Origin of the sequence: Bradyrhizobium glycinis (assembly GCF_016031655.1) — a bacterium.
Classification (GTDB): Bacteria; Pseudomonadota; Alphaproteobacteria; order Rhizobiales; family Xanthobacteraceae; genus Bradyrhizobium; species Bradyrhizobium glycinis.
In genome coordinates this window covers 199,426-221,667 of record NZ_JACCHQ010000009.1, presented here as the reverse complement: position 1 = coordinate 221,667, position 22,242 = coordinate 199,426, and the positions used below count along the sequence as shown (strand labels likewise).

Annotated in this window: 22 protein-coding genes; 4 read left to right on the top strand and 18 right to left on the bottom strand. The window is 64.7% G+C overall.

Features of this window, described 5'->3' with window-relative positions; genetic code table 11:
* Window positions 1–60: 60 nt before the first annotated feature.
* Together HZZ16_RS16380 and HZZ16_RS16375 are read left to right on the top strand one after the other, a co-directional pair.
* Complete coding sequence (locus tag HZZ16_RS16380; protein WP_197949469.1) at window positions 61–843, top strand: ATP-binding cassette domain-containing protein; 783 nt, start codon at window positions 61–63, stop codon at window positions 841–843.
* Window positions 840–2,399 carry a glycine betaine ABC transporter substrate-binding protein gene (locus HZZ16_RS16375; protein WP_197949467.1) on the top strand — a complete coding sequence of 520 codons (1,560 nt, stop codon included), beginning with the start codon at window positions 840–842 and terminating at the stop codon, window positions 2,397–2,399. Before HZZ16_RS16380 ends, HZZ16_RS16375 begins: the two co-directional genes overlap by 4 nt.
* Window positions 2,400–2,520: 121 nt before the next feature.
* Here HZZ16_RS16375 and HZZ16_RS16370 read toward each other — a convergent pair whose 3' ends face one another.
* Both HZZ16_RS16370 and HZZ16_RS16365 read right to left on the bottom strand, forming a co-directional pair.
* The gene (locus HZZ16_RS16370) at window positions 2,521–4,233 is read right to left on the bottom strand and encodes a sulfatase-like hydrolase/transferase (protein ID WP_197949464.1); all 1,713 of its coding nucleotides are present in this window, start codon (window positions 4,231–4,233) and stop codon (window positions 2,521–2,523) included.
* Window positions 4,234–4,441: 208 nt separating this feature from the next.
* Entirely contained in the window at window positions 4,442–5,095 is a 654-nt protein-coding gene (locus HZZ16_RS16365; protein ID WP_210342486.1) for a TetR/AcrR family transcriptional regulator, read from the bottom strand.
* Window positions 5,096–5,201: 106 nt separating this feature from the next.
* On the opposite strand from HZZ16_RS16365, the gene HZZ16_RS16360 reads away from it, so the two are divergent.
* Window positions 5,202–5,822 (top strand): hypothetical protein, encoded by a 621-nt coding sequence (locus HZZ16_RS16360; RefSeq protein ID WP_197949460.1) that lies wholly within the window; start codon window positions 5,202–5,204, stop codon window positions 5,820–5,822.
* Window positions 5,823–6,025: 203 nt separating this feature from the next.
* Here the strand turns inward: HZZ16_RS16360 and ilvC are convergent, their stop codons facing one another.
* The 8 genes from ilvC to miaA all read right to left on the bottom strand — a co-directional run bounded on the left by ilvC (window position 6,026) and on the right by miaA (window position 14,000).
* Window positions 6,026–7,045: a ketol-acid reductoisomerase gene (gene ilvC, locus HZZ16_RS16355; protein ID WP_027577255.1), complete on the bottom strand. Its 1,020-nt coding sequence runs from the start codon at window positions 7,043–7,045 to the stop codon at window positions 6,026–6,028.
* Window positions 7,046–7,178: 133 nt separating this feature from the next.
* Window positions 7,179–7,781: a LysE family translocator gene (locus HZZ16_RS16350; protein ID WP_197949458.1), complete on the bottom strand. Its 603-nt coding sequence runs from the start codon at window positions 7,779–7,781 to the stop codon at window positions 7,179–7,181.
* A 7-nt stretch (window positions 7,782–7,788) separates the two neighbouring features.
* Window positions 7,789–8,664, bottom strand: coding sequence for an EamA family transporter (locus tag HZZ16_RS16345; RefSeq protein ID WP_197949456.1), 876 nt, complete (start codon window positions 8,662–8,664; stop codon window positions 7,789–7,791).
* A gap of 49 nt (window positions 8,665–8,713) precedes the next feature.
* The gene (locus tag HZZ16_RS16340) at window positions 8,714–9,409 is read right to left on the bottom strand and encodes a class I SAM-dependent methyltransferase (protein ID WP_197949454.1); all 696 of its coding nucleotides are present in this window, start codon (window positions 9,407–9,409) and stop codon (window positions 8,714–8,716) included.
* 3 nt (window positions 9,410–9,412) lie between these two features.
* The gene (gene ilvN / locus HZZ16_RS16335; protein WP_197949452.1) at window positions 9,413–9,955 is read right to left on the bottom strand and encodes an acetolactate synthase small subunit; all 543 of its coding nucleotides are present in this window, start codon (window positions 9,953–9,955) and stop codon (window positions 9,413–9,415) included.
* 23 nt (window positions 9,956–9,978) lie between these two features.
* Window positions 9,979–10,950, bottom strand: a complete 972-nt coding sequence (locus HZZ16_RS16330) for a threonine dehydratase (RefSeq protein ID WP_197949450.1) — start codon at window positions 10,948–10,950, stop codon at window positions 9,979–9,981.
* Between the two features lie 4 nt (window positions 10,951–10,954).
* Complete coding sequence (locus HZZ16_RS16325) at window positions 10,955–12,730, bottom strand: acetolactate synthase 3 large subunit (protein WP_197949449.1); 1,776 nt, start codon at window positions 12,728–12,730, stop codon at window positions 10,955–10,957.
* 328 nt (window positions 12,731–13,058) lie between these two features.
* Window positions 13,059–14,000, bottom strand: coding sequence for a tRNA (adenosine(37)-N6)-dimethylallyltransferase MiaA (gene miaA / locus HZZ16_RS16320; RefSeq protein WP_197949448.1), 942 nt, complete (start codon window positions 13,998–14,000; stop codon window positions 13,059–13,061).
* Window positions 14,001–14,011: 11 nt separating this feature from the next.
* Here miaA and serB point away from each other — a divergent pair, with 11 nt between their 5' ends.
* Window positions 14,012–14,917 carry a phosphoserine phosphatase SerB gene (gene serB / locus HZZ16_RS16315; RefSeq protein ID WP_197949447.1) on the top strand — a complete coding sequence of 302 codons (906 nt, stop codon included), beginning with the start codon at window positions 14,012–14,014 and terminating at the stop codon, window positions 14,915–14,917.
* Between the two features lie 121 nt (window positions 14,918–15,038).
* Here serB and HZZ16_RS16310 read toward each other — a convergent pair whose 3' ends face one another.
* The 8 genes from HZZ16_RS16310 to HZZ16_RS16275 form a co-directional block, all read right to left on the bottom strand.
* The gene (locus HZZ16_RS16310; protein WP_197949446.1) at window positions 15,039–16,565 is read right to left on the bottom strand and encodes a Do family serine endopeptidase; all 1,527 of its coding nucleotides are present in this window, start codon (window positions 16,563–16,565) and stop codon (window positions 15,039–15,041) included.
* Between the two features lie 142 nt (window positions 16,566–16,707).
* Complete coding sequence (locus HZZ16_RS16305; protein WP_025038031.1) at window positions 16,708–16,914, bottom strand: DUF2065 domain-containing protein; 207 nt, start codon at window positions 16,912–16,914, stop codon at window positions 16,708–16,710.
* Between the two features lie 72 nt (window positions 16,915–16,986).
* Window positions 16,987–17,883, bottom strand: coding sequence for a protease modulator HflC (gene hflC, locus HZZ16_RS16300; protein ID WP_197949445.1), 897 nt, complete (start codon window positions 17,881–17,883; stop codon window positions 16,987–16,989).
* Window positions 17,880–19,013 (bottom strand): FtsH protease activity modulator HflK, encoded by a 1,134-nt coding sequence (gene hflK / locus HZZ16_RS16295; protein ID WP_197949444.1) that lies wholly within the window; start codon window positions 19,011–19,013, stop codon window positions 17,880–17,882. The genes hflC and hflK overlap by 4 nt, the downstream gene beginning before the upstream one ends.
* Window positions 19,014–19,166: 153 nt before the next feature.
* Window positions 19,167–19,676, bottom strand: a complete 510-nt coding sequence (locus HZZ16_RS16290; protein WP_197949443.1) for a dihydrofolate reductase — start codon at window positions 19,674–19,676, stop codon at window positions 19,167–19,169.
* Window positions 19,676–20,161 carry a GNAT family N-acetyltransferase gene (locus tag HZZ16_RS16285; RefSeq protein ID WP_197949442.1) on the bottom strand — a complete coding sequence of 162 codons (486 nt, stop codon included), beginning with the start codon at window positions 20,159–20,161 and terminating at the stop codon, window positions 19,676–19,678. Before HZZ16_RS16285 ends, HZZ16_RS16290 begins: the two co-directional genes overlap by 1 nt.
* A 5-nt stretch (window positions 20,162–20,166) precedes the next feature.
* On the bottom strand, window positions 20,167–20,961 hold the full coding sequence (locus HZZ16_RS16280; protein WP_197949441.1) for a thymidylate synthase: 795 nt from the start codon (window positions 20,959–20,961) through the stop codon (window positions 20,167–20,169).
* Between the two features lie 173 nt (window positions 20,962–21,134).
* Window positions 21,135–22,115, bottom strand: a complete 981-nt coding sequence (locus tag HZZ16_RS16275) for a tripartite tricarboxylate transporter substrate binding protein BugD (protein ID WP_197949440.1) — start codon at window positions 22,113–22,115, stop codon at window positions 21,135–21,137.
* Window positions 22,116–22,242 lie beyond the last annotated feature (127 nt).

Here is a 22,242-nt window from a genome sequence, read left to right as displayed (position 1 = left end):
CCCGCGCTTCGCGCGAGCGACCCTCCCCCTCCAGGGGAGGTAAGAGCGAGTCTTCAACCGATGCCCTCCAAGCTGGCGATCAGCTACCAGCACGTCACCAAGCGCTTCGGCTCCCTCAAGGCCGTCGACGACGTGTCGCTCGAGATCACCGACGGCGAGTTTGTGGCGATCGTCGGCGGCTCGGGCTCGGGCAAGACCACGCTGCTGCGGCTCGCCAACCGGCTGATCGAGGCCGATAGCGGCACCATCACCGTCGAAGGCCAGGACGTGCGGACTATCGATCCGGTCGCGCTTCGGCGCCGGATCGGCTACGTCTTCCAGAGCGTTGGGCTGTTTCCGCATCTGAGCGTCGCCGACAATATCGGCATCACGCCGAAGCTGCTCGGCGAGCCGGCTGCGGCCGTTGCAGGGCGTATCGACGAGCTGCTGGAGCTCGTGCAGCTCGACCGCGCATCGCATCGCGACCGGCTGCCCGAGGCGCTCTCCGGCGGCGAGCGCCAGCGCGTCGGCGTGGCGCGGGCGCTCGCGGCAAGACCCCGCATCGTGCTAATGGACGAGCCGTTCGGCGCGCTCGATCCCCTCACCCGCGATGCGCTCGGTGATGATTATCGCGCGCTGCACCGCAAGCTCGGCCTGACCACCGTGATGATCACCCATGACATGACCGAGGCGATCCTGCTCGCCGACCGCATCACGGTCATGCGCGGCGGACGATTGCTCGCACAGGGTACGGCTGCGGAGCTCTGGAGCAGCCGCGACGATTACGTGCTCGAGCTGTTGCGCACCCCGCGGCGCCAGGTCGAGCGACTGAATGCGTTGCTGCCGATGGGCGGTGCGGCATGAGCCTCTTCACCGATCCGCGCTGGGGCGAGGCGCTGTCGCATCTGCCGGACTACCTCGGCAACCATGTGCGGGTGAGCCTCGCCGCGCTCGCGCTTGGCCTCGCCGTGAGCTTACCGCTGGCGATTTTGACGCGCAATCGTCCGGCGCCACGCGCCATCCTGCTCGCGTTCGCCAGCATCGTGCAGACCGTACCTGGGCTGGCGCTGCTCGCGCTGTTCTATCCGCTGCTGCTGCTGGCTGCTTCCGTCACGCTGGCCTGGTTCGGCGTATCCTTTTCGGCGTTCGGCTTCCTGCCGGCGATGCTGGCGCTGGCGCTCTATTCGATGCTGCCGGTGCTGCGCAACGGCATCACCGGCCTCAACGGCATCGATCCCGCGCTGATCGAGGCTGCCGAGGGCGTCGGCATGACCGCGCGGCAATCGCTAATGATCGTCGAGCTGCCGCTGGCGCTGCCGGTGATGATGGCCGGCATCCGCACTGCGGCGGTGTGGGTGATCGGCACCGCGACGCTGTCGACGCCGATCGGGCAAACCAGTCTCGGCAATTACATTTTTGCCGGCCTCCAGACCCAGAACTGGGTATTCGTGCTGTTCGGCTGCGTGGCTTCCGCCCTGCTCGCGCTCGCGGTCGACCAACTGCTTGGGCTGATCGAGAGCGGCCTGCGCCGCCGCAGTCACGTGCGCAGCGGCCTCGGCGCGATCGGAATCGCGGCGCTGCTCGCCGCTACGCTCGTGCCGACCTTGGGACGCTCGTCCTCAGGTTATGTAGTCGGCGCCAAAACCTTCGCCGAGCAATATGTGCTGTCGGCGCTGATAAGGGACCGCCTCCAGGCGGCAGGCCTCTCGGCGACCCCGCGCTCCGGCCTCGGCTCCAGCGTGATCTTCGGCGCGCTGAAGGCCGGCGACATCGATCTCTATGTCGATTATTCCGGCACGCTCTGGGCCAACCAGTTGCATCGCACCGACATCAAGCCGCGCGCCGAGCTGGTCGCGGAATTGAAGACGGCGCTCGCCAAGGAGGACATCACCCTGTTCGGCGAGCTCGGCTTCGAGAACGCCTATGCGCTGGTGATGCCAAGACGGCGCGCCGAGGCGCTCGGCATCCGGACCGTCGCCGATCTCGCCGCACATGCGGCCACGCTGTCGATTGCCGGCGACTACGAGTTCTTCTCGCGCCCGGAATGGGCGGCGCTGCAAAAGGCCTATGGGCTGCAGTTCCGCGCCCAGCGCCAGATGCAACCGGACTTCATGTATGCGGCCGTCGCCAGCGGCGAAGTCGACGTCATCGCCGGCTACACCAGCGACGGCTTGATTGCCAAATACGAGCTCGTTGCGCTCGACGACCCCAAACACGCGATCCCGCCCTATGATGCGATCCTGCTGCTAGCGCCGAAGCGCGCCGGAGACGAGAAGTTGCAGGCTGCACTCAAGCCGCTGCTCGGCAGGATCGACATCGCCACCATGCGCGAGGCGAATTTGCGCGCCAGCGGCAATGATGCGAATTCATCGCCCGATGCGGTGGCGAGGTGGCTGTGGGAGAAGGTGGGCGGGCGATAAGGTGAGATTTCGTAGGGTGGGCAAAGGCGCGTAAGCGCCGTGCCCACGGTCTCTGCGTGTGAGAGGTGATGGGCACGCTTCGCTTTGCCCACCCTACGGATTCTCAGGATGACGGTAAGGGCTACAGTCCCCGGATCATCCCCGCATCGATCAACAGCCGGTTCAGCCGCCGCGCCTCGGCGCCGTCCTTGCAGCCATAGAAGATGCCCTTGCAGCGGAGCATGATCTCTTTCTGCTCGGCAAAGGACGGATCGAGCGGGATGCCGGCGGCTTCCTGAACCACCAGCGGCAGATAGGGGCCGTCGATCGTATCCATCACGGCATCGCTTCTAACCGGCTCGAAATTGATGGCGTCGATGGCGTAATAGGTCGCGTAGAGGCGCGCATCGTAGGCGTCGAGCTTCTTGCCGATCGCGCCCTCGTCGAGCCCGGGCTCGAGGATAGCAGGCGCAAATTCCGGCTGATGATCGCCGTAGCGCACGATCAGGAAGGGCTCGCCGGGAAAGGTCTTCTTCAGGCCGGCAACGAACGCCTTGTACTGCTCGGCGCTCATCGTCTGGCGGCGCAGATATTCGTCGATCGACGGCACATTGCCCGGCGCGCGCCAATTCGGCAGCAGATCGGGACGGAAGCGGGTCTCCCAGGGGAAGTGGTTGGCACCGAGATAGATGAAGGTGAACAGCGGCTTGTTCGGCGGCTGCTGGCCGATCAGCTGAAGCGCCTTGTCATAGAAGAAGCTGTCGGGCTCGACATCCTTGGCGCCCAGATCCTTGGAATCCAGAAAGCGCTCGATTCCCGTGGTCATCTGAAAGCTGCGCGCACCCATGAAGCCGCCATGGGCGGGATAGAGCGACAGCGTGTCATAGCCGCAGCGGCGCAGCGCCAGCGGCAGGCCTCGCTCGACCCGGTTCGAGGCGATGCGCGTGACGAAATAGGCGAAGCGACCAAACGAACGCGCGGAGAGCCCCGCGAGCACGTTGTATTCGGTGAACCAGCTCGGCCCGCCATTGCTCTCGGCGAGGAACGTGCGCTGCTTGCCGTCCCACGATTTGAAATAGTCGCCATAGCGCGGCGGCACCTTGATGCCCTGGGCGGCGCGGATGTCGAAGCTGGATTCATCATGGATCATGATGATGTTGGGCCGGCGGCCCGCTGGGTGGCAGGCATCGATGAGCGGCATGTTGAGCCGCTCGCCGGTCGAAGCAGACGCCTCCATGAAGCCGTGCCGCGCAAAGTCGGAGACGGCCGTGACGCCCGAGCGGAAGAATTTCGAGAGATAGCCGTCGTCGTAATAGCCGCGCCAAGCCTCTTCCGGATGATAGAGCGAATAGCCGACCAGGGCAGCAAGGCAGGCGAGCTTACAGGCGAGCGCCGGCAGGCGACGGATGCGGAATGGGTCGAGCCACCACAGCGCGTACATCAGCGGCAGCGTGACCAGACCGGCCAGGATCACCGACCAGCGCAAATTCGGAAAGATCGTGAACAGGAACGCGACGGTGTCGCGGTCGATCATCATCAGGTCGATGAAGTTGACCGTCATCTGCACGACGTCGTGCTTGAGCCGCGACAGCAGCACCAGCACGACGACCATGGTCAGCGACAGCGCGCCAGACAGCGCCGGCCGCCGCAGCAGCGTGATCCAGAAGAAGTTGAGGATGCCCCAGGCCAGCGCAAAGGACAGGCGCGAGCCGAAATCGGTCTCGGTCTCGTACATCAGCGCGAGTGCGGCCAGATGCGGCGCTGCAACCGCGAGCAGCCGCCAGATGCCGAGCGCGGTGACGCTCGCCAGCACGGCGGTCGTGGCAGAAGGACCTGGATTGGGCGCGGACGCCATCGACGACACGCAACTTCTGGTCCGGCGCGGTGATGCCAAGCCTCGCTGGCCCCCAAAGACGGCCAGCGACGCCCGATGCAGCCGGAAACCTGCACCGTGTCATAAAACTGTAACGGAACCGTCAAGGAGAGGCAACGCGCGGCCGTGGTCGACGTTCGCTTAATGTTAGTGGGAGGCGCCGCCCAGCATCGCCCAGAGCCACTGACCGCTAGAGCTTTGCGATACCCGCGATGAAAAGATCGATCACGCCTTCCGCCATCTGCTCGATCTCGCCCTTCCCGACGCCCCAGCGCGGGAAATGGCCGTCGAGATTCATCCGGGCGAAACCGTAGACGAGGGCGCGCCCGGCGATCTGGATGCGCTTGAGGTCAGCAGGCCGCAGCAGGCCTTGCTTTGCCGCGTCATCCAGCATCTGCTCCGTTAGCGCGATCAGCTCGGCATTGTCTCGCATCAGCTCCGGCGAGCTGCCATGAGCAAAATAGCGCCCGGTCGAGATGATCTCGAAATGCGCGGGGTTGCGCATGGCCCAACGCAAATAGGCGAGACCAAAGGCGCGGAAGCGGCCGAGCGGGTCGGCGGCCGGAGCCTCAGCCAACGCCGTCTCGATCTCGGCGCGGAAGCGGCGCTGTGCCTCCGCGGCGGCGGCCGCCATCAGCGCATCGCGGTTGGGGAAGTGTCGGAACGGCGCCCCCGGCGACACCGCGGCGCGGCGCGCGGCCTCCCGGACCGAGACTTCGGCGCCTTCCGCTGCAAGTTGCAGCGCAGCATCGATCAACACGCGGCGGAGGTCACCGTGATGGTACGGCCGAGCTTCGATGACAGGGCGGCGGGCGCGCGGCTTGGACGGCTGACGGACAGGCATGGAGCTTTCTAGCCTCACCCGAAAGTGAATGTAAGTAATGATTACACCATTGACGGCCCCTTCGATGCCAAATGTAATCGGCGATTACATAGAGAGGGAGATCGCCATGTCCGAACGTCAAAGCTGGCTCGAAGGCTGGCGGCTGCTGGCCGTCCTCTGCTTGAGCCTGGTCGCACTCAGCCTGTGGATCGCCTCGATGCGGCAGTTCGAGGTCGAGGGCGTCCGCATGGTGATCCGCTTCACGGCGCGAAGCTCGCTCCTGTTGTTCTGCCTCGCCTTCAGCGCCGCGGCGCTGGCGCGGCTCTGGCCCAATGCCTGGACGCGCTGGCAGAAACGCAACCGCCGCTATTTGGGCCTCAGCTTCGCGGTCTCCCACGCCATCCACGCGGCGGCGATCGTGACGTATGCCAGGATGGATCCGGCCGGATTTGCCGAGGCCACCTCGGCGGCCTCCTACATCTTCGGCGGCATCGGCTATGGCTTCATCATCGCCATGAGCGCGACGTCGTTCGACCGCACCGCCGTACTGATCGGCCCGCGTGCTTGGCGGGCCCTGCATCTTGTGGGCGGCTACTACCTCTGGTTCCAGTTCATGGTCTCGTTCGGCAAGCGCGTGCCGACGATGCCGCTCTATGCCGCCTTCCTGCTTCCGTTGCTCATCGTGATGGCGCTGCGCATGATTGCGATGGCCCGCCATCCGCGTGGGCAGACCGTCCCCGCGGGCTGATGCGACGGCTTACTTGGCAGGAGCCGAGCCGCTCAACTGCGCCTTAGGTCGCGGAAAGTTTGAAAGGAGCAATGCCTCGCCAAGATGAAAAGAGCGAGACCGCTGTTTGCGATCTCGCTCGACATAGTCGCCAGGGTCCAAGATTTGGTTTGACGAGCGAAGATTGTGCTTCGCTCGTCACCCACGGAATGACGGCGCAGACGTCAGTTCTTGCTCTTGTCGACCAGCGCGCCCTTCTTGATCCAGGGCATCATGTCGCGCAGCTTCGCGCCGACTTCCTCGATCGGGTGCGCGGCGAGCTTGGCGCGGGTGGCCTTGAACGAGGTCTGGTTGACCTTGTTCTCGAGCATCCAGTCGCGGGCGAACTTGCCGCCCTGGATGTCAGCCAGAACCTTGCGCATCTCCTTCTTGGTCTCGTCGGTGATGATGCGCGGACCGGTGACGTACTCGCCGTACTCGGCGGTGTTGGAGATCGAGTAGTTCATGTTGGCGATGCCGCCTTCATAGATCAGGTCGACGATCAGCTTCACTTCGTGCAGGCACTCGAAATAGGCCATCTCCGGCGCGTAGCCGGCTTCGACCAGGGTCTCGTAGCCGCCCTTGATCAGCTCGACCAAGCCGCCGCAGAGCACCACCTGCTCGCCGAACAGGTCGGTCTCGCACTCTTCCTTGAAGGTGGTCTCGATGATGCCGGCGCGGCCGCCGCCGATGGCGGAAGCATAGGACAGGCCGAGGTCATGGGCATTGCCCGAGACGTCCTTGGCAATCGCGATCAGGCAGGGCACGCCGCCGCCGCGCTGATACTCCGAGCGCACGGTGTGGCCGGGGCCCTTCGGCGCGATCATCAGCACGTCGAGGTCGGCACGCGGATCGAGCAGATTGAAGTGGACGTTGAGGCCGTGCGCGAACACCAGGGCCGCGCCCTTCTTCATATTGTCGTGCAGGTGCTCGCGGTAGATGTCGCCCTGGAGCTCGTCCGGGGTCAGCATCATGACGAGGTCGGCCCATTTGGCGGCTTCCGCAACTTCCAGCACCTTGAACCCGGCAGCTTCCGCCTTCTTGGCCGAGGCCGAACCCTTGCGCAGCGCAATGGCGACTTCCTTGACGCCGGAATCCTTCAGATTGAGCGCATGGGCATGGCCCTGGCTGCCATAGCCGACGATGGCGACCTTCTTGCCCTTGATCAGGTTCAGGTCGGCGTCGCGATCGTAATAAACACGCATGGGTCGTTTCCTCGTTCAGGGCCGAAATCGGCCAATGGTCAGTGTCCGAAGGGTGAAATTTGCGGATTTCCGGGGCTGTCTAGAGCATTTTCAGCCCTGAGGGAAACCCGTTTCTGCATGGAAATCCGCGACATCATGCATCCATGAAAACGGGGTAGAGGGAGGCCAAGAGCAGGATCGCCATCAGGATGTTGAAGGCGCGGACCAGCCGCTCGGAGGTCAGGACCGGCCGCAATGCGGAGCCGAATAGCGCCCAGACCACGGTCGAGACGGTACCGACGACGAGGCTGATCACGGTCTGAATGGCGATGTTGATCGGAAATTGGGCGATTGCGGCATAAGCGGTGATGGTGCCGATCACGATGACCCAGCCCTTCGCATTGATCCACTGGAACATGGCCGCGCCCCAGAAGGTCATCGGGCCGCGGCCATTCTCCTCGCCCGGCTTGGCCGGACCAGCCATGGCGATCACGGCGGCCAGGTAAATCAAATAGGCAGCGCCGGCATATTTCAGGATGGTCTGGAGGATCGGATAGGCGAGGAATACGGTGCCGAGCCCGAGACCGACCGCGGCCACCATGAAGGCAAAGCCAATGACGATGCCGACGATGTGCGGGATGGTGCGCCGGAAGCCATAGGTCAGGCCGGAAGACAGCAGCATGATATTGTTCGGCCCGGGCGTGAAGTACATCACGACCATGAAGACGAGGAAAGCGTAGAACAGCGAGTAGGTCATCATCACCTCACGCGGTCTTCGGCAGAACTTGCGGGCGCTTTGCCAGCACCATCACGGCGATACCGCCGATCACGGTCAGCATGCCGGCGAGCCTCAAGGGGCCGAACCGCTCACCGAACACGATGCTCGACGCAGCCGAGCCGACGAACGGGACCAGCAGCGCGAACGGCACCACCTGGGCCGCGGGATAGTCGCGCAAGAGGCGGCCCCACAGCCAATAGGCGATGCTTGTGGAAATGCCGCCGAGCATCAGCATGCAGAGCGCCGATGTCAGCGACATGTGCGTCAGCGACGTCCAGGTCGGCGCCGGTCCGTTGGCGATCAGCGCCAGCACGAACAGCGGCATAGCCGAGGTGAGGCACAGCCAGGCAAACAGATCGAACATCGGCACGCCGCGGGCGCCGCGCAGCAGTAGATTGCCGACAGCAAAGCTGAGCGGCGAGATCATCAGCACCGCAAAGGCACCGACGCTGAAATCGTAGCCGACGGTGCCGCAGATCATCAAAAGACCCGCCGCGGCGATGGCGACGCCGAGCGTCTGCACCGGCGTCGGACGTTCGCCGAATAGGATCGCGGCAAAGCCGATCGTGAACAGCGCCTGGCTCTGCACGACGACGGAGGTCAGGCCCACCGGCACCCCATGGGCGATGCCGTAGGCCTGCGACAGGAACTGACCGAGGAACAGCGTGAAGCTGATGGCGATCAGCAGCGACCAGGCGACCTTCGGCTTGGGAATGAACAGGCACGGCACCGCGGCGATGGTAAAGCGCAGGGCCGTCATCAGTTCGGGCGAGAGCTCGTCGAGCGCGATCCGGCTCGCCACGAAGGCAAGCCCCCAGATGATCGCCACCATGACGGCGATGAGGATGTCGGCCGGCTTCATTGTTGTTTCCGGTTCTGCTTTGTCTCGCAGCCCTGTTTGTTGTTCTGGTCTAGCCTTGCTCGCCGGCTTTCGGTTTCCGCAGCAGATAGGTGCCATGCATCGGCGCGTGGTAGTCGGCCGAGACCAGTGTGAAGCCGACGTCGGTCAGCATCCGCTCCATCACCCAGCCGAAGGTGGAATATTCGTCGCGCATGTGGGTCACCACGCCCTCGCGGGAGAAATCGTGGTTCTTGATCTGGAAGTCGGCCCATTGCTCGACGTCACGCTCGATTGCGTCAGGCATCGTTGAGTAAACAATGTCACGGAGATAAAACGTCGCTCCGGGCTTGAGCGCGCGAAAAATCCGCGACATCGCCACCGCCTTCCAGAAATCCGGCAGATGGTGCAGCGTGAACTCGCTGACGATGAGATCGTAGGACTCGGGCCGGTAGGCGAAGCTGAGCAGGCCGGCGGATTGGGTGCGCACGGGCGCTTTGCGGTCGCGGGCATAGATCTCGGCCAACGCCAGCATCGCCGGCGAAATGTCGATGGCGTCGACATCGGCCCCCATCAACGCCGCTTCGGTGGCAAGCACGCCGTTGCCGCAGCCAATGTCGGCGATGCGCCAGCCACGCTGGACCCCGAGCATCTTCAACGCGGCGCGCGCCCGCAGATCGGCATCGTCATGGTTGTCGTAGATCGAGGCCACCGCGGGCTCGATCCCCATCCGGTTCCGCTCGTTGTAGTACCAGTCGCGCGCCAGCATGGCTCACATCCCCTCAGGCCCGCGAGCGATCGCGGCAACACCCGTGCGCGACACCTCGACAAGGCCGAGCGGGCGCATCAGGTCGATAAATTGATTGATCTTGTCCGTATTGCCTGTGATCTCGAACACAAAGCTCTCGGTGGTGGCGTCGATCACCCGGGCGCGAAACGCATCCGCAAGCCTGAGCGCCTCGACCCGATGCTCGCCCTGCCCGCGCACCTTGACCATCGCCAGCTCGCGCTCGATCGAGCGCTTGGTCTGGGTCATGTCGACGACCTGGTACACCGGGATCATGCGGTCGAGCTGGTTCTTGATCTGCGCGATCACCATCGGCGTGCCCGTGGTGACGATGGTGATACGCGACAGATGCTTCTGGGCCTCGGTCTCCGAGACCGTGAGGCTCTCGATGTTGTAGCCGCGCCCCGAGAACAGGCCGATGACGCGCGCGAGCACGCCCGGCTCGTTCTGCACGAGCACCGCAAGCGTGTGCGTCTCGTTGGGATCGTGACGGTCCTCGATGAAATAGGCGGATGCGGGCTGGTTCATTGTCGTCCCCTCTTGTCTCTCCATCACGCCGTCGCTGGCGCGTCCGTCCCGACCCAACGGCGGAACAGATCGAAATCGATATTGCCGCCGGACAGCACGAGACCAACGCGCTTGCCCTTCAGCTTGCTCTTTTCCTGCAGCGCCGCCGCCAGCGCGGCCGCGCCGGCGCCTTCGGCGAGATTATGCGTATCGGTCCAGTAGGCGCGTACCGCAGCGGCGACCTCGTCGTCGGTGACCTCCACGATGCGCGAGGCGCCCTTGCGGATCAGCGCGAATGCATCCTCGTCGGGGATGCGCGTCGCCATGCCGTCGGCATGCGTGTTGCTGGTTTCGGTCGTCACGATTTTTCCAGCCGCGAACGACAGCGCATAGGATGGCGCTTCCGTCGACTGCACGCCGACGATCTCGGTCTTCAGGCCGAGCAGGTCGCACGCCATGATGCAGCCGCATATGCCGGAGCCCTGTCCGATCGGCACATAGAGGATATCGAGGTCGGGCACTGCGCGGAACAGTTCGAGAGCGTAGGTCGCAACGCCAAGAACGAGATCCGGGTGGAAAGAGGGCACCATGTGGAGCCCGGCGAACTGCGCGCGGCGCTCGGCTTCCTCGCGTGCCGCCTGAAAATCCTCGCCGTGTTCGACGAGTTCGGCACCAAAGGCCTTCATCGCGCGGTTCTTCTCGACCGAGTTGCCGCGCGGCACATAGATGACCGCGGGCACGCCGTGGCGGCTCGCGGCAAAGGCGAGGCTCTGACCGTGATTGCCGCGCGTCGCCGAGATGATGCCCGATGTCTTCGGCCGCTCGCGCTTCAGCCGTTCGAGATAGACGAGGCCGCCGCGCACCTTGAAGGCGCCGATCGGCGTGTGATTCTCGTGCTTGACCACGACCTCGGTGCCGAGCCGACGTGCGAGCAACGGCCAGGCATGCGCCGGCGTTGCCGGCACCGCCTGCCTCACGATCGCATGTGCGCGCTCGAGCTCCCTCAGGTCGAACATGGCCTCACACCAGCGCCTTGCCGCCGGCGAATGCCTTCGCGGTTGCCTCGTCGTTGGCCTGCTCCGGCAGCAGCATCTCGTTGTGGGCCTTGCCGGAGGGGATCATCGGGAAGCAGTTTTCGAGTGCCGCGACACGACAGTCGAACAGCACCGGGCGCTTGACCGAGATCATCTCCTTGATGGCGCCATCGAGATCGGCCGGCTTGTGCACCTGAAGGCCAACGGCGCCGTAGGCCTCCGCGAGCTTGACGAAATCCGGCAGCGCCTCCGAATAGGAATGCGACAGCCGGTTGCCGTGCAGCAGCTGCTGCCACTGGCGCACCATGCCCATGTACTGGTTGTTCAGGATGAAAATCTTGATCGGCAGCTCGTACTGAACCGCCGTGGACATCTCCTGCATCGTCATCTGCACCGAGGCATCGCCCGCAATGTCGATGACGAGGCTGTCCGGGTGCGCCACCTGCACGCCGACCGCGGCCGGCAGGCCGTAGCCCATCGTGCCGAGACCGCCCGAGGTCATCCAGCGATGCGGCTCCTCGAAGCCGTAGAACTGCGCCGCCCACATCTGATGCTGGCCGACCTCGGTCGTGATGTAGGTATCCTTGCCGCGCGTCTGCTCAAACAAGGCCTGGATCGCATGCTGCGGCAGGATGACCTCGTTGCTCTTCTTGTAATAGAGCGAGTTGCGGGCGCGCCATTGCGCGATCTGCTGCCACCACGACTTGATGTCGGGCTTTTTCGCCTCCGCCTTGAACACCTGGAGGATGTCGCCGAGGACGTTGCCGCAATCGCCGATGATCGGCACGTCGACGCGGATGTTCTTGTTGATCGAGGACGGATCGATGTCGATGTGGATCTTCTTCGAGCCCGGCGAGAACGCGTCGACGCGGCCGGTGATGCGGTCGTCGAAGCGCGCGCCGACGCACAGCATGACGTCGCAATCATGCATGGTCATGTTGGCTTCATAGGTGCCGTGCATGCCGAGCATGCCGAGCCAGTTCTTGCCCGACGCCGGATAGGCGCCGAGGCCCATCAGCGTCGAGGTGATCGGAAAACCGGTGACCTCGACCAGCTCGCGCAGCAGCCTGGTCGCCTCGGGGCCGGAATTGATCACGCCGCCGCCGCTGTAGATCACGGGACGCTTGGCGTTCGCGAGCAGCGAGACCGCTTTGCGGATTTGCGTCGCATCGCCCTTCAGGCGCGGCGCGTAGGAGCGGTGCACGTCGGACTTGCGCGGGGGATGATAGGTGCCGGTGGCGAACTGCACGTCCTTGGGGACGTCGACCAGCACCGGACCCGGACGGCCCGAGGTTGCGACGTAGAAGGCCTCATGCAGCACCTTTGCGAGATCGTTGACATCGCGCACCAGCCAATTGTGCTTGGTGCAGGGGCGCGTGATGCCGACGGTGTCGCATTCCTGGAACGCGTCGTTGCCGATCAGATGCGTTGGCACCTGGCCGGAGATGCAGACCAGCGGGATCGAGTCCATCAGGGCATCGGTCAGCGGCGTCACCATGTTGGTGGCGCCGGGGCCGGACGTCACCAGCGCGACGCCTGGCTTGCCGGTGGAGCGTGCATAGCCCTCGGCGGCATGGCCCGCGCCCTGCTCGTGGCGGACCAGGATGTGCTGGACCTGGCTCTGCTGGAAGATCTCGTCATAGATCGGAAGCACCGCACCGCCGGGATAGCCGAAAATGTCGGTCACGCCGTGATCGATGAGCGCGCGGACGATCATCGCTGCGCCGGTCATCTGGTTCGGATCGTGGCTCTTGTCGCTCATTGGCTTGCTCCGGATGCGCTGTTGTCAGCGGCTTCATTCGTGTCGGGTTCGGGAAATAAAAAAGGCCCCGAAGAGGGCCCATGCACACCGCCTGTCATGTGGATGGCAGCTAGCCACCCCCGGCGGTGTGCCTGGGTACGACGGCGATAAGGAGATTGGTAATAATGTTACGCATGGCGGGCGCTCGGCTTCCCAAAGGTTGCGCGAAACATAGCGGCCAAAGCCTCGATGTCAAGGCAATGCGGCCATTCTCGCGCGATTTTGGCAGTGTAGCCGTGTTCCCCGGGTTCGGCGAGAGGTAAATTGGGGAAGCCGGCACAAAAGCGCGTCAGTTGGAGTCCCGCTCCGACATCACGACCGCGGCGAGCCATCCCCTAGCGTCGGCCGGCCTCATCCATTCGAACTCCGGCAGTTGGTGGCGGAACCAGGTGAATTGCCGCTTGGCGTAATGGCGGGTATCGGCGCGGCCGATGCTGGCGGCCTCCTCCAGGCTGAGTTCGCCGCGCAGATGCCGGATCAAGGACGGCACGCCATGGGCCTTCATGGCCGGCAACAGCGGATCGAGATGCCTGGCGGCGAGCCGCTCGACCTCCTTGAGCGCGCCGGCGCCCAGCATGGCATCGAAACGGGCATCGATGCGGGCATAGAGCTCGTTACGCTCGGGCGCGAGGAAGACCGCGCGAAAACTGTCCTTGGGCAGCAGCGGTGGCTGTCCCTCCCGGTGCCAATCGAGCAGCGAACGGCCGGTGGCCTCGATCACCTCGAGCGCGCGGGCGATGCGGGTGCGGTCGCGCAGGTTCAATCGCTCGGCCGCGCGCGGATCGCGGGCTGCGAGTTCCGCGTGCAGCGCCTCGACGCCATTCCGTTCCAGCCGCGCGCGCACATCCTCGCGCAGATCGGCGGGAATCGGCGGCACCACGGACAGGCCTGTGGTCAGCGCCTTGAAATAGAGCCCGGTGCCGCCGATGAAGATCGGCAGCCGTCGGTGGGCCCGCGCTTCGTCGAGCGCCTTCGCCGCATCGCTTACCCAGGCACCGGCCGAGAAATTCACGGCGGCATCGACATGGCCATAGAGACGATGCGGCACAAGCGCCTCGTCCGCCGCGGTCGGCCGCGCCGTGATGATGCGGAGGTCACGATAGACCTGCATGGAATCGGCATTGATGACGACGCCGCGGGCGGCGAGCGCAAGCTCGAGCGCCAGCGCCGACTTGCCGCTGGCGGTCGGGCCTGCGATAAGCACGGCCTTGCTCGAATGCCCCTCGCTCACGAAAACCTCAAATGTCCCTCGTCGCCACGCTGATCTGCAACCCCGACAATCCCGCGCTCGACTCGACCATCGTAGACGGCGCCCGCGCCGTGCTGCCGCAGGCGGCGCCCGCGCACTGGCTGTTCGACGGGGTTGCGGTCGACATCCCCTTCGGCGCCGACAGTAACCTCGAAGGCGACCGCCACGCCATCGAACAGCGGTTGCGCGAGCTCGGCGGCGACCTGCCCATCGACATCGTCGTGCAGCCTGTTGGCTTCAGGCGCAAGAAGCTTTTTCTCGCCGACATGGATTCCACCATGATCGGCCAGGAATGCATCGACGAGCTCGCCGATTTCGTCGGGGTCAAGGCACATGTCGCCGCCATCACCGAGCGTGCGATGCGCGGCGAGATCGAGTTCGAGCCGGCGCTGCGCGAGCGCGTCGCGCTGCTCAAGGACCTGCCCGCCAGCGCGGTCGACGAAGTCCTGGCCAAGCGCATCACGCTGACGCCGGGCGGCCGCGAGTTGGTCGCGACCATGCGCGCGAACGGCGCCTATACCTGCCTCGTCTCCGGCGGCTTTACATTGTTCACGCGCGCGGTCGCCGCCAAGCTCGGTTTCCAGGAGGACCGCGCCAACGAGCTCGTCGTGCGCGACGGCAAGTTCACCGGCGAGGTCAAGGAGCCGATCCTGGGCCGCGCTGCGAAGCTCGCGACCTTGGTGGACCTGATGGAATCGTTCGATCTTGACGACATCGACTCGGTCGTGGTCGGCGATGGCGCCAACGATCTCGCGATGATCCAGGCCGCGGGTCTGGGTGTCGCCTATCACGCCAAGCCGGCCGTGGCTGCGGCCGCAGCCGCGCGGATCGATCACGGGGATCTCACCGCGCTGCTCTATGCACAGGGGTATCGGCGCGACGAGTTCGTGGAGGGATAGACTTTTTCCGTCATTCCGGGGCGATGCGAAGCATCGAACTCCAGTGCGCCCTTGCGCACCTGAGAATCTCGAGATTCCGGGCCTGGTGCTTACGCACCATCCCGGAATGACAGGTGACCCCCTACTGCACGCTCAGTGCGACGAACCGCAGCTCGCCTTCGCCGTTCGAGACCAGCAGCAGCACCGATTTCTTGCCGTCCTTCTTGAGCTGATCGACCCGCTTCTGAATGTCGGCGCCGCTCGACACCGCCTCCTGCGCCACCTCGACGATGACGTCGCCGGCGGACAGGCGCTTCTCGGCGGCGTCCGAATTGGCATCGACATTGGTGACGACCACGCCCCTGACGCTGTCCTTGATCTTGTAGCGCGTGCGCAGATCCTTGTTCAGCGTTGCGAGATCGAGGCCGAGCGCCTTCTGCGTCACCGGCTTCTCCGGTGCCGGCTCGTCGGTCCTCACCGCCGCCTGCACCTTGTCGGGATCCTGGAGGCGGCCGAGCGTGACCTTCTTGGTCTCCTCCTGGCCCTTGCGGATGATGACGACGTCGACCTCCTTGCCGACCGCGGTGTCGGCGACAACGCGCGACAGGTCCTTCGGGTCCTTGACGTCCTTGCCGTCGAACTTGACGACGACGTCGCCGGGCTCGATGCCGGCGGGCTTGGCCGGGCCCTTGTCGTCGACACCGGCGACCAGCGCACCGCGCGCGGGCTTGATGTTGAGGCTCTCGGCGATCTCGTCGGTGACGCTCTGGATGCGCACGCCAAGCCAGCCGCGGCGCAGCTCGCCGAACTGGCGGAGCTGGTCGACGACGCCCACCACCGTCTTCGACGGCACGGCGAAGCCGATGCCGATGGAGCCGCCGGACGGCGAGATGATCAGCGTGTTGACGCCGATGACGTCCCCGTCGAGATTGAACAGCGGACCGCCGGAATTGCCGCGGTTGATGGAGGCGTCGGTCTGGATGTAGCTGTCGTACGGCCCTGAGGAGATGTCGCGGTTCTTGGCCGAGACGATGCCGGCCGTCACCGTGCCACCGAGACTGAAGGGATTGCCGATCGCGACCACCCAGTCGCCGAGGCGCAGTTTGTCGCTATCGCCGAACTTCACCGCGACCAGCGGCTTCGGCGGCTTGATCCTGAGCACGGCGAGATCGGTCTTCTTGTCGACGCCGACCAGCTCGGCCTTGATCTTGGTGCCGTCGTTGAGGATGACGTGGATCTCGTCGGCATCCGCAATGACGTGGTTGTTGGTGACGACGACGCCCGACGTGTCGATGATGAATCCGCTTCCAAGCGAGTTGGTCTTGCGCGGCGGGTTGTTGTCGCCGCGCTCGCCGCCCTTGCTGCCGCCACCGGGACCCCGGCGGTTCTTGAAGAAGTCGTCGAAGAACTCCTCGAACGGCGAGCCGGGCGGCAGTTGCGGCATGGTGTTGCTGCCGCCCCCCTTGGCGTCGACCGTCTGCGAGGTCGAGATGTTGACCACCGCGTCGATCACCTTCTCGGCGACGTCGGCGATGCCATCCGGTCCACGCGCATGAGCCGGCGCGCCGAACGCGCTGAAGGCACCGATGGCGAGCGCGGCCAGCCCAAGTCGAACACCAAATCGCGCGCGACGACGCGAGCGGGACGGGGCAATGGTGGCAGCGGTCATTGTGATCTCCAGGCAAAGGGATTCGGCGCCAGACTGCGCTCGAACGGGGGCACGGCGCAAGCGCGGAGCTTAACGAGCCTCAAGAGCCCGATAATACGGCGAAAACCAGTCTGGCGCCTTCACTTTGGCGTTGGCCGAAGGCCTAAATCGGGCGCCGCATAACCCAGATCAGGACTAGGCCGGCCACGGCCGAGCCGATCCCGACCGCCCGCAGGATGTTGTCCGGCGTGGCGATGGCGCTTTTCATGGCTTTGCGCATCCAGTTTGGACTGGCCGCGAACATCAAGCCTTCGAGGACGAACAGGATGCCTAGGCCGATGAGGAAGTCGGCGAACGCAATGGACCTCATCGGAATGGAACCTCCCGTTATGCTGTTCTTGCCTGGACGAAGGGCGGCGGAATCCGCCGCCCTTTGTCTTGCTTACGGCTTCGCCGGCGTCTCGGTTGCCATCTTGCCGGAGGGGTTACTGAAGTACCGGAAGAAATCCGAGTCCGGTCGCAGCAGGAAGCGGGTGTCGTTCGAACGCAGCCCGTTCTCATAGGCCGTCATCGACCGGTAGAACGCGAAGAAGTCCGCGTCCTTGCCGTAGGCCTCCGCAAACAGGCGGTTGCGCTCGGCATCGCCCGCACCGCGGGTCTGCTCAGCCTGCGAATTGGCTTCCGCGATGATGACGGTCGCCTCGCGGTCGGCCTTGGACTTGATCTCCTGGGCCTTCTGTCCACCCTGTGCCCGGAACTCGGCGGCCTCGCGCTCACGCTCCGTCTTCATGCGCAGATAGACCGCCTGGCTGTTCTGCTCCGGCAGGTCGGCGCGGCGGATCCGGACGTCCACGACCTGAATGCCGTAGCCGTCGGCCTCGCGGTCGAGCTGGTCGCGGATGCGCAGCATCAGCTTCTCGCGGTCGTCGCGCACCACGTTGATGAACGTGACCTCGCCGAGCACGCGGCGCAGCGCCGCGTTCAGGAGCGTGGTGAGCTGGATGTTGGCGGCCTGGATCGAGCCGACGCTCTGATAGAAGCGCAGCGCGTCCTTGATGCGGTAGCGCGCGAATGCATCGACCACGAGCCGCTTCTGGTCGGAGGCGATCGCCTCCTGCGACGGATTCTCCAGATCGAGGATCCGCTTGTCGATGTTGATCACCGAGTTCCACGGCGCCTTGAAGTGCAGGCCGGGCGCGGTGACGACGTCGACGGGCCTGCCGAACTGGAGCACAATCGTCTGCTCGGTCTGCTGCACGGTGAACAGCGACATGTAGGCCACGATCAGGACCAGGAGCAGCCCGAGCAGCGTGACGAAACCTGTAACCGGAGACCTCATCGGCTGCCTCCGCTCGAGGGCTGACCGGTAGGCGGCCGCCTGCTCGTCAACTCGCCAAGGGGCAGATAGGGCACGATGCCCTGGCCCGAAGATCCGCCGTCATAGACGAGCTTGTCGGCGCCGCCGAGCACGCGCTCCATCGTCTCCAGATAAATCCGTTCTCGCGTCACGTCGGGCGCCTTCTTGTATTCCTCGTAAACCTTCAGGAAGCGCGCGCTCTGGCCCTTGGCCTCGGCGACCGCCTGCTCCTTGTAGCCTTCGGCGTCCTGCAGGATCTTGGCCGCACGTCCGCGCGCCTGCGGCACGACCTGGTTGGCGTAGGTCTGCGCTTCGTTCTGCAGCTGCTCGAGATTGGCCCGTGCCGCCTGGACGTCGCGGAAGGCGTCGATCACCTGCGCGGGCGGATCGACCTTTTGCATCTGCACCTGGGTTATCTGAATGCCGGCGCCGTAGCTGTCCAAAGTCTTCTGGATCAGCTCGTGCACGCCTTGCTCGGTGACGTTGCGCGCTCCGGTCAGGATCGGCTGAATCTGAGATCGGCCAATCACCTCGCGCATCGCGCTCTCGGCGACCGCCTTCACGGTACCTTCGGGATTTTGGATGTTGAAGAGGAAGTCGCCGATGCCGTCCGGCTTGATGCGCCAGAGCACGGTGAAGTCGACGTCGACGATGTTCTCGTCGCCAGTCAGCATCAGGCTCTCTTCCGGCACGTCCCGAATGGAGCGGCCGCGACGCGCCGGATCCTCGATCAGTGTCATGCCGATCGAGGTGGTGTTGACGCGCAGCGCCTTGGGCAGCAGCACGGTCTCGATCGGATAAGGCAGATGATAGTTCAGACCCGGCTGCACAGTGCGGACATGCTTACCGAAGCGCAGCACGACGCCGAGTTCTTCGGACTGCACGCGGAAGAAGCCCGACAGCAGCCAGAATGCGACGATCAGCAGGATGATCAGCGTGATGCCGAGGCCGGAGAAATAACCGCCCGGCATGATCTGCTGGAGGCGGTCCTGGCCACGCCGCAGAAGGTCTTCCAGATCCGGCGGCCTCGGCCCGACCGGTTGCGGGCCTGAGCCCCATGGTCCCTTTGGACCCGAGCCCCACGGGCCACCGCCCTGATTCTTCCACGGCATTCGACGCTCTCCTCGGCAGGGTGGAATTGCCACCGCCCGCTTTGTCCGGTCCGGCTTTATAGGGGACAGGCAAGTCCCTTACAACGCAGCCCTGACCGTCTTCCGAGCTATGCTCGGGCACGAAAAAGTCAATGTAAACATTGACGAAAGCGGTTAATGGCCGCGCCGCCGACGATATGTCACATAGGACAGGTCGGCGCTGTCGTCGGGACCGGCAGGATGGCGGATGCGTTCGACCTCGTCCCATTCCGCCTTGTCGATGTCAAAATACGTGTCCCCTTCGGGGCGCGCATGAACTTCGGTGATTTCGAGGCGATCGGCACGACCGAGCCATTGCCGGTAGATCTCGGCGCCCCCGATCACCGCGACCTCAGTGACCGAACGCCGCAGGGCATCGCCGCGCGCGACCGCCTCCGCATCCGCTGGCGATGTCGTGACGATGGCGCCATTGGCGCGATAGGCCGGATCGCGCGTGACCACGATGTTGGTGCGGCCCGGCAGCGGCCGGCGCAGGGTCTCGAAGGTCTTGCGGCCCATGATCACCGGCTTGCCGATCGTCAGCGCCTTGAAGCGCGCCATATCCGACTTCAATCGCCACGGCATCGCATTGCCCGCGCCGATGACGCCGTTCTCCGCGATGGCGACGACGAAGACGATCTGCATCAGGCAGAGCTCCCGGCAAGGTGGGTCAGCGCAGGCCCGGTGACCCGGCACAGCGTCCAGTCGTCCATCATGACCGCGCCGATCGATTTGTAGAACGCGATCGAGGGTGCGTTCCAGTCGAGCACCGCCCATTGCAGGCGCGACCAGCCGTTGTCGACGCATTCCCTGGCGAGATAGGCCAGCAGCGCCTTGCCGAGGCCCTTGCCCCGATGCGACGGCCGCACATAGAGATCTTCGAGATAGATGCCGTGACGGCCGCTGAAGGTGGAGAAATTGAGAAACCACACCGCGAAGCCGACCGGCTCACCGTTCCACTCCGCGATCGCGCAATAGAGCTGCGGCCTCTCGCCGAACAGCGCGTTGGCGATGTCGGCCTCGGTCGCCTCGACTTCGTGCAACAGCTTTTCGTATTCGGCGAGCTCGCGGACGAAGGAGAGAACGAGCCTTGCCTCTCCAGGCTGCGCACGGCGGATGGTCGACGACATCTGTGTCAGACCGCAACGTCCGCCTTGATGTGCGGATGCGGATCGTAGCCGACGAGCTCGAAGTCTTCGTAGCGGAAGGAGAAGATGTCCTTCACATCAGGATTGATCCGCATCACCGGGAGCGCGCGTGGCGCGCGGCTGAGCTGCAGCCTCGCCTGCTCCAGATGGTTGGAATAAAGATGCGCATCGCCAAACGAATGCACGAAGTCACCCGGCTTGAGGCCGGTGACCTGCGCCACCATCATGGTCAGCAGTGAATAAGAGGCGATGTTGAAGGGCACACCGAGAAACACGTCGGCCGAGCGCTGATAGAGCTGGCACGACAGCTTGCCCTTGGCGACATAGAACTGGAACAGGCAATGGCACGGCGGCAGCGCCATCTTGTCGACCTCTGCTGGATTCCAGGCCGAGACGATCAGGCGGCGCGAATCCGGATTGCGCCTGATCATGTCGACGACATCAGCGATCTGGTCGATGCTGCGGCCGTCCGGCGCGGGCCACGACCGCCATTGATGGCCGTAGACCGGGCCGAGATCGCCGTTGGCGTCCGCCCATTCGTCCCAAATGGTGACGCCGTTGTCGCGCAGATATTTGATGTTGGTGTCGCCCTTCAGGAACCAGAGCAGTTCATGCACGATCGCCTTCAGCGGCAGCCGCTTGGTCGTCAGCATCGGGAAGCCGGCCGACAAATTGAAGCGCATCTGATGGCCGAACACCGAGAGCGTGCCGGTGCCGGTCCGGTCGGTCTTCTCGGCGCCGTCGGAAAGAATCCGCTCGAGCAGGTCCTGGTACTGGTGCATGTTGCGACTGAGCCTTTGGGGAGGCGCCGAACTTAACGACACCCCCAGCGCTGCGACAGCGGCGATTCGCTGTCCCCGTCGATTATACCCGGAAAAGTGAGTGTTCCCGGGACAAACGACAAGGGACGGAACTCGGCGTTCCGCCCCTCGCCTAGCGCCTTGATCGCCTTCGCTTAATTTGCCGGCTTGAGCACCGGGCTCCACTTCGCGATCTCGTTCTTGACCAGGGTCGCCAGCGCCTCCGGGGTTCGGTCCTTCGGCCCGGGGATGACGCTGCCGAGCTCGAGCAGGCGCTTCTTCACCGTCTCGTCGTCGAGCGCCTTGATGGCGGCGGCGTTCACGCTCGCCACGATCGCGGGCGAGGTTCCCTTGGGCGCGAACATCGCATTCCAGGCCTGGGCCTGGAATGCCGGCAGGCCGGCTTCCGCCGTGGTCGGCACGTTCGGCAGCGACGGGTTGCGGTCGGCCGTGGCGATCGCATAGGCCTTGATGGTGCCGGCATTGATCTGCGGGACGGCGTTGACGATCTGGTCGCACATGTAGTCGACCTGACCCGCCACCAGCGCGTTCATCGCAGGTCCCGTGCCGTTGAAGGGCACGCCGACGGGCTTGATGTCCAGGATGGAGTGGAGGAGCTCGCACGAGACGTGCGAAACCGAGCCGACGCCGGCATGCGCGGCGTTCACCTTCTCGGCATTCGCCTTCACATAAGTGACGAACTCCTTGAGGTCCTTCGGCGGAAAGTCCTTGCGCGCCAGGATCAGGATCGGCGTGCCGGCCAGCAGTGCGATCGGCTCGAAGTCCTTCTCGGGGTGATAGGCCAGCTTCGGATAGAGCGGCACGGAGGCGGCATGGGTGCCCATATGCCCGGTGATCAGCGTATAGCCATCATTGGCCGCACGCGCGGCACGCGTCGTGGCGGTGGTGCCGCCGGCGCCGACCACGTTCTCGATGATGATGCTCTGCCCCAGCGTCTGCGCCATGTGCCCGGTGACGATGCGTGAGATCACGTCAGTCGGCCCGCCGGCCGCGAAGGGCACGATCATGGTAATGCTGCGCGTCGGATAGGTCTGCGCCTCAGCCGTTGCGATGAAGGCGCCCAGCGCTGCTATCGCTGCTGCACATGCGCCTGTGAGCGCGCGAATGAACGTCATGGCGATCCTCCTTTGGACACAATAAAATGCCGGCCCAAAGGCCGGCATTTCCATTTCACAAAGCCGTAACACAAGTCGATTCGACTTCCGAATGCGGCGCGCCGACGCAGGACCGCGCCGGCCAGGG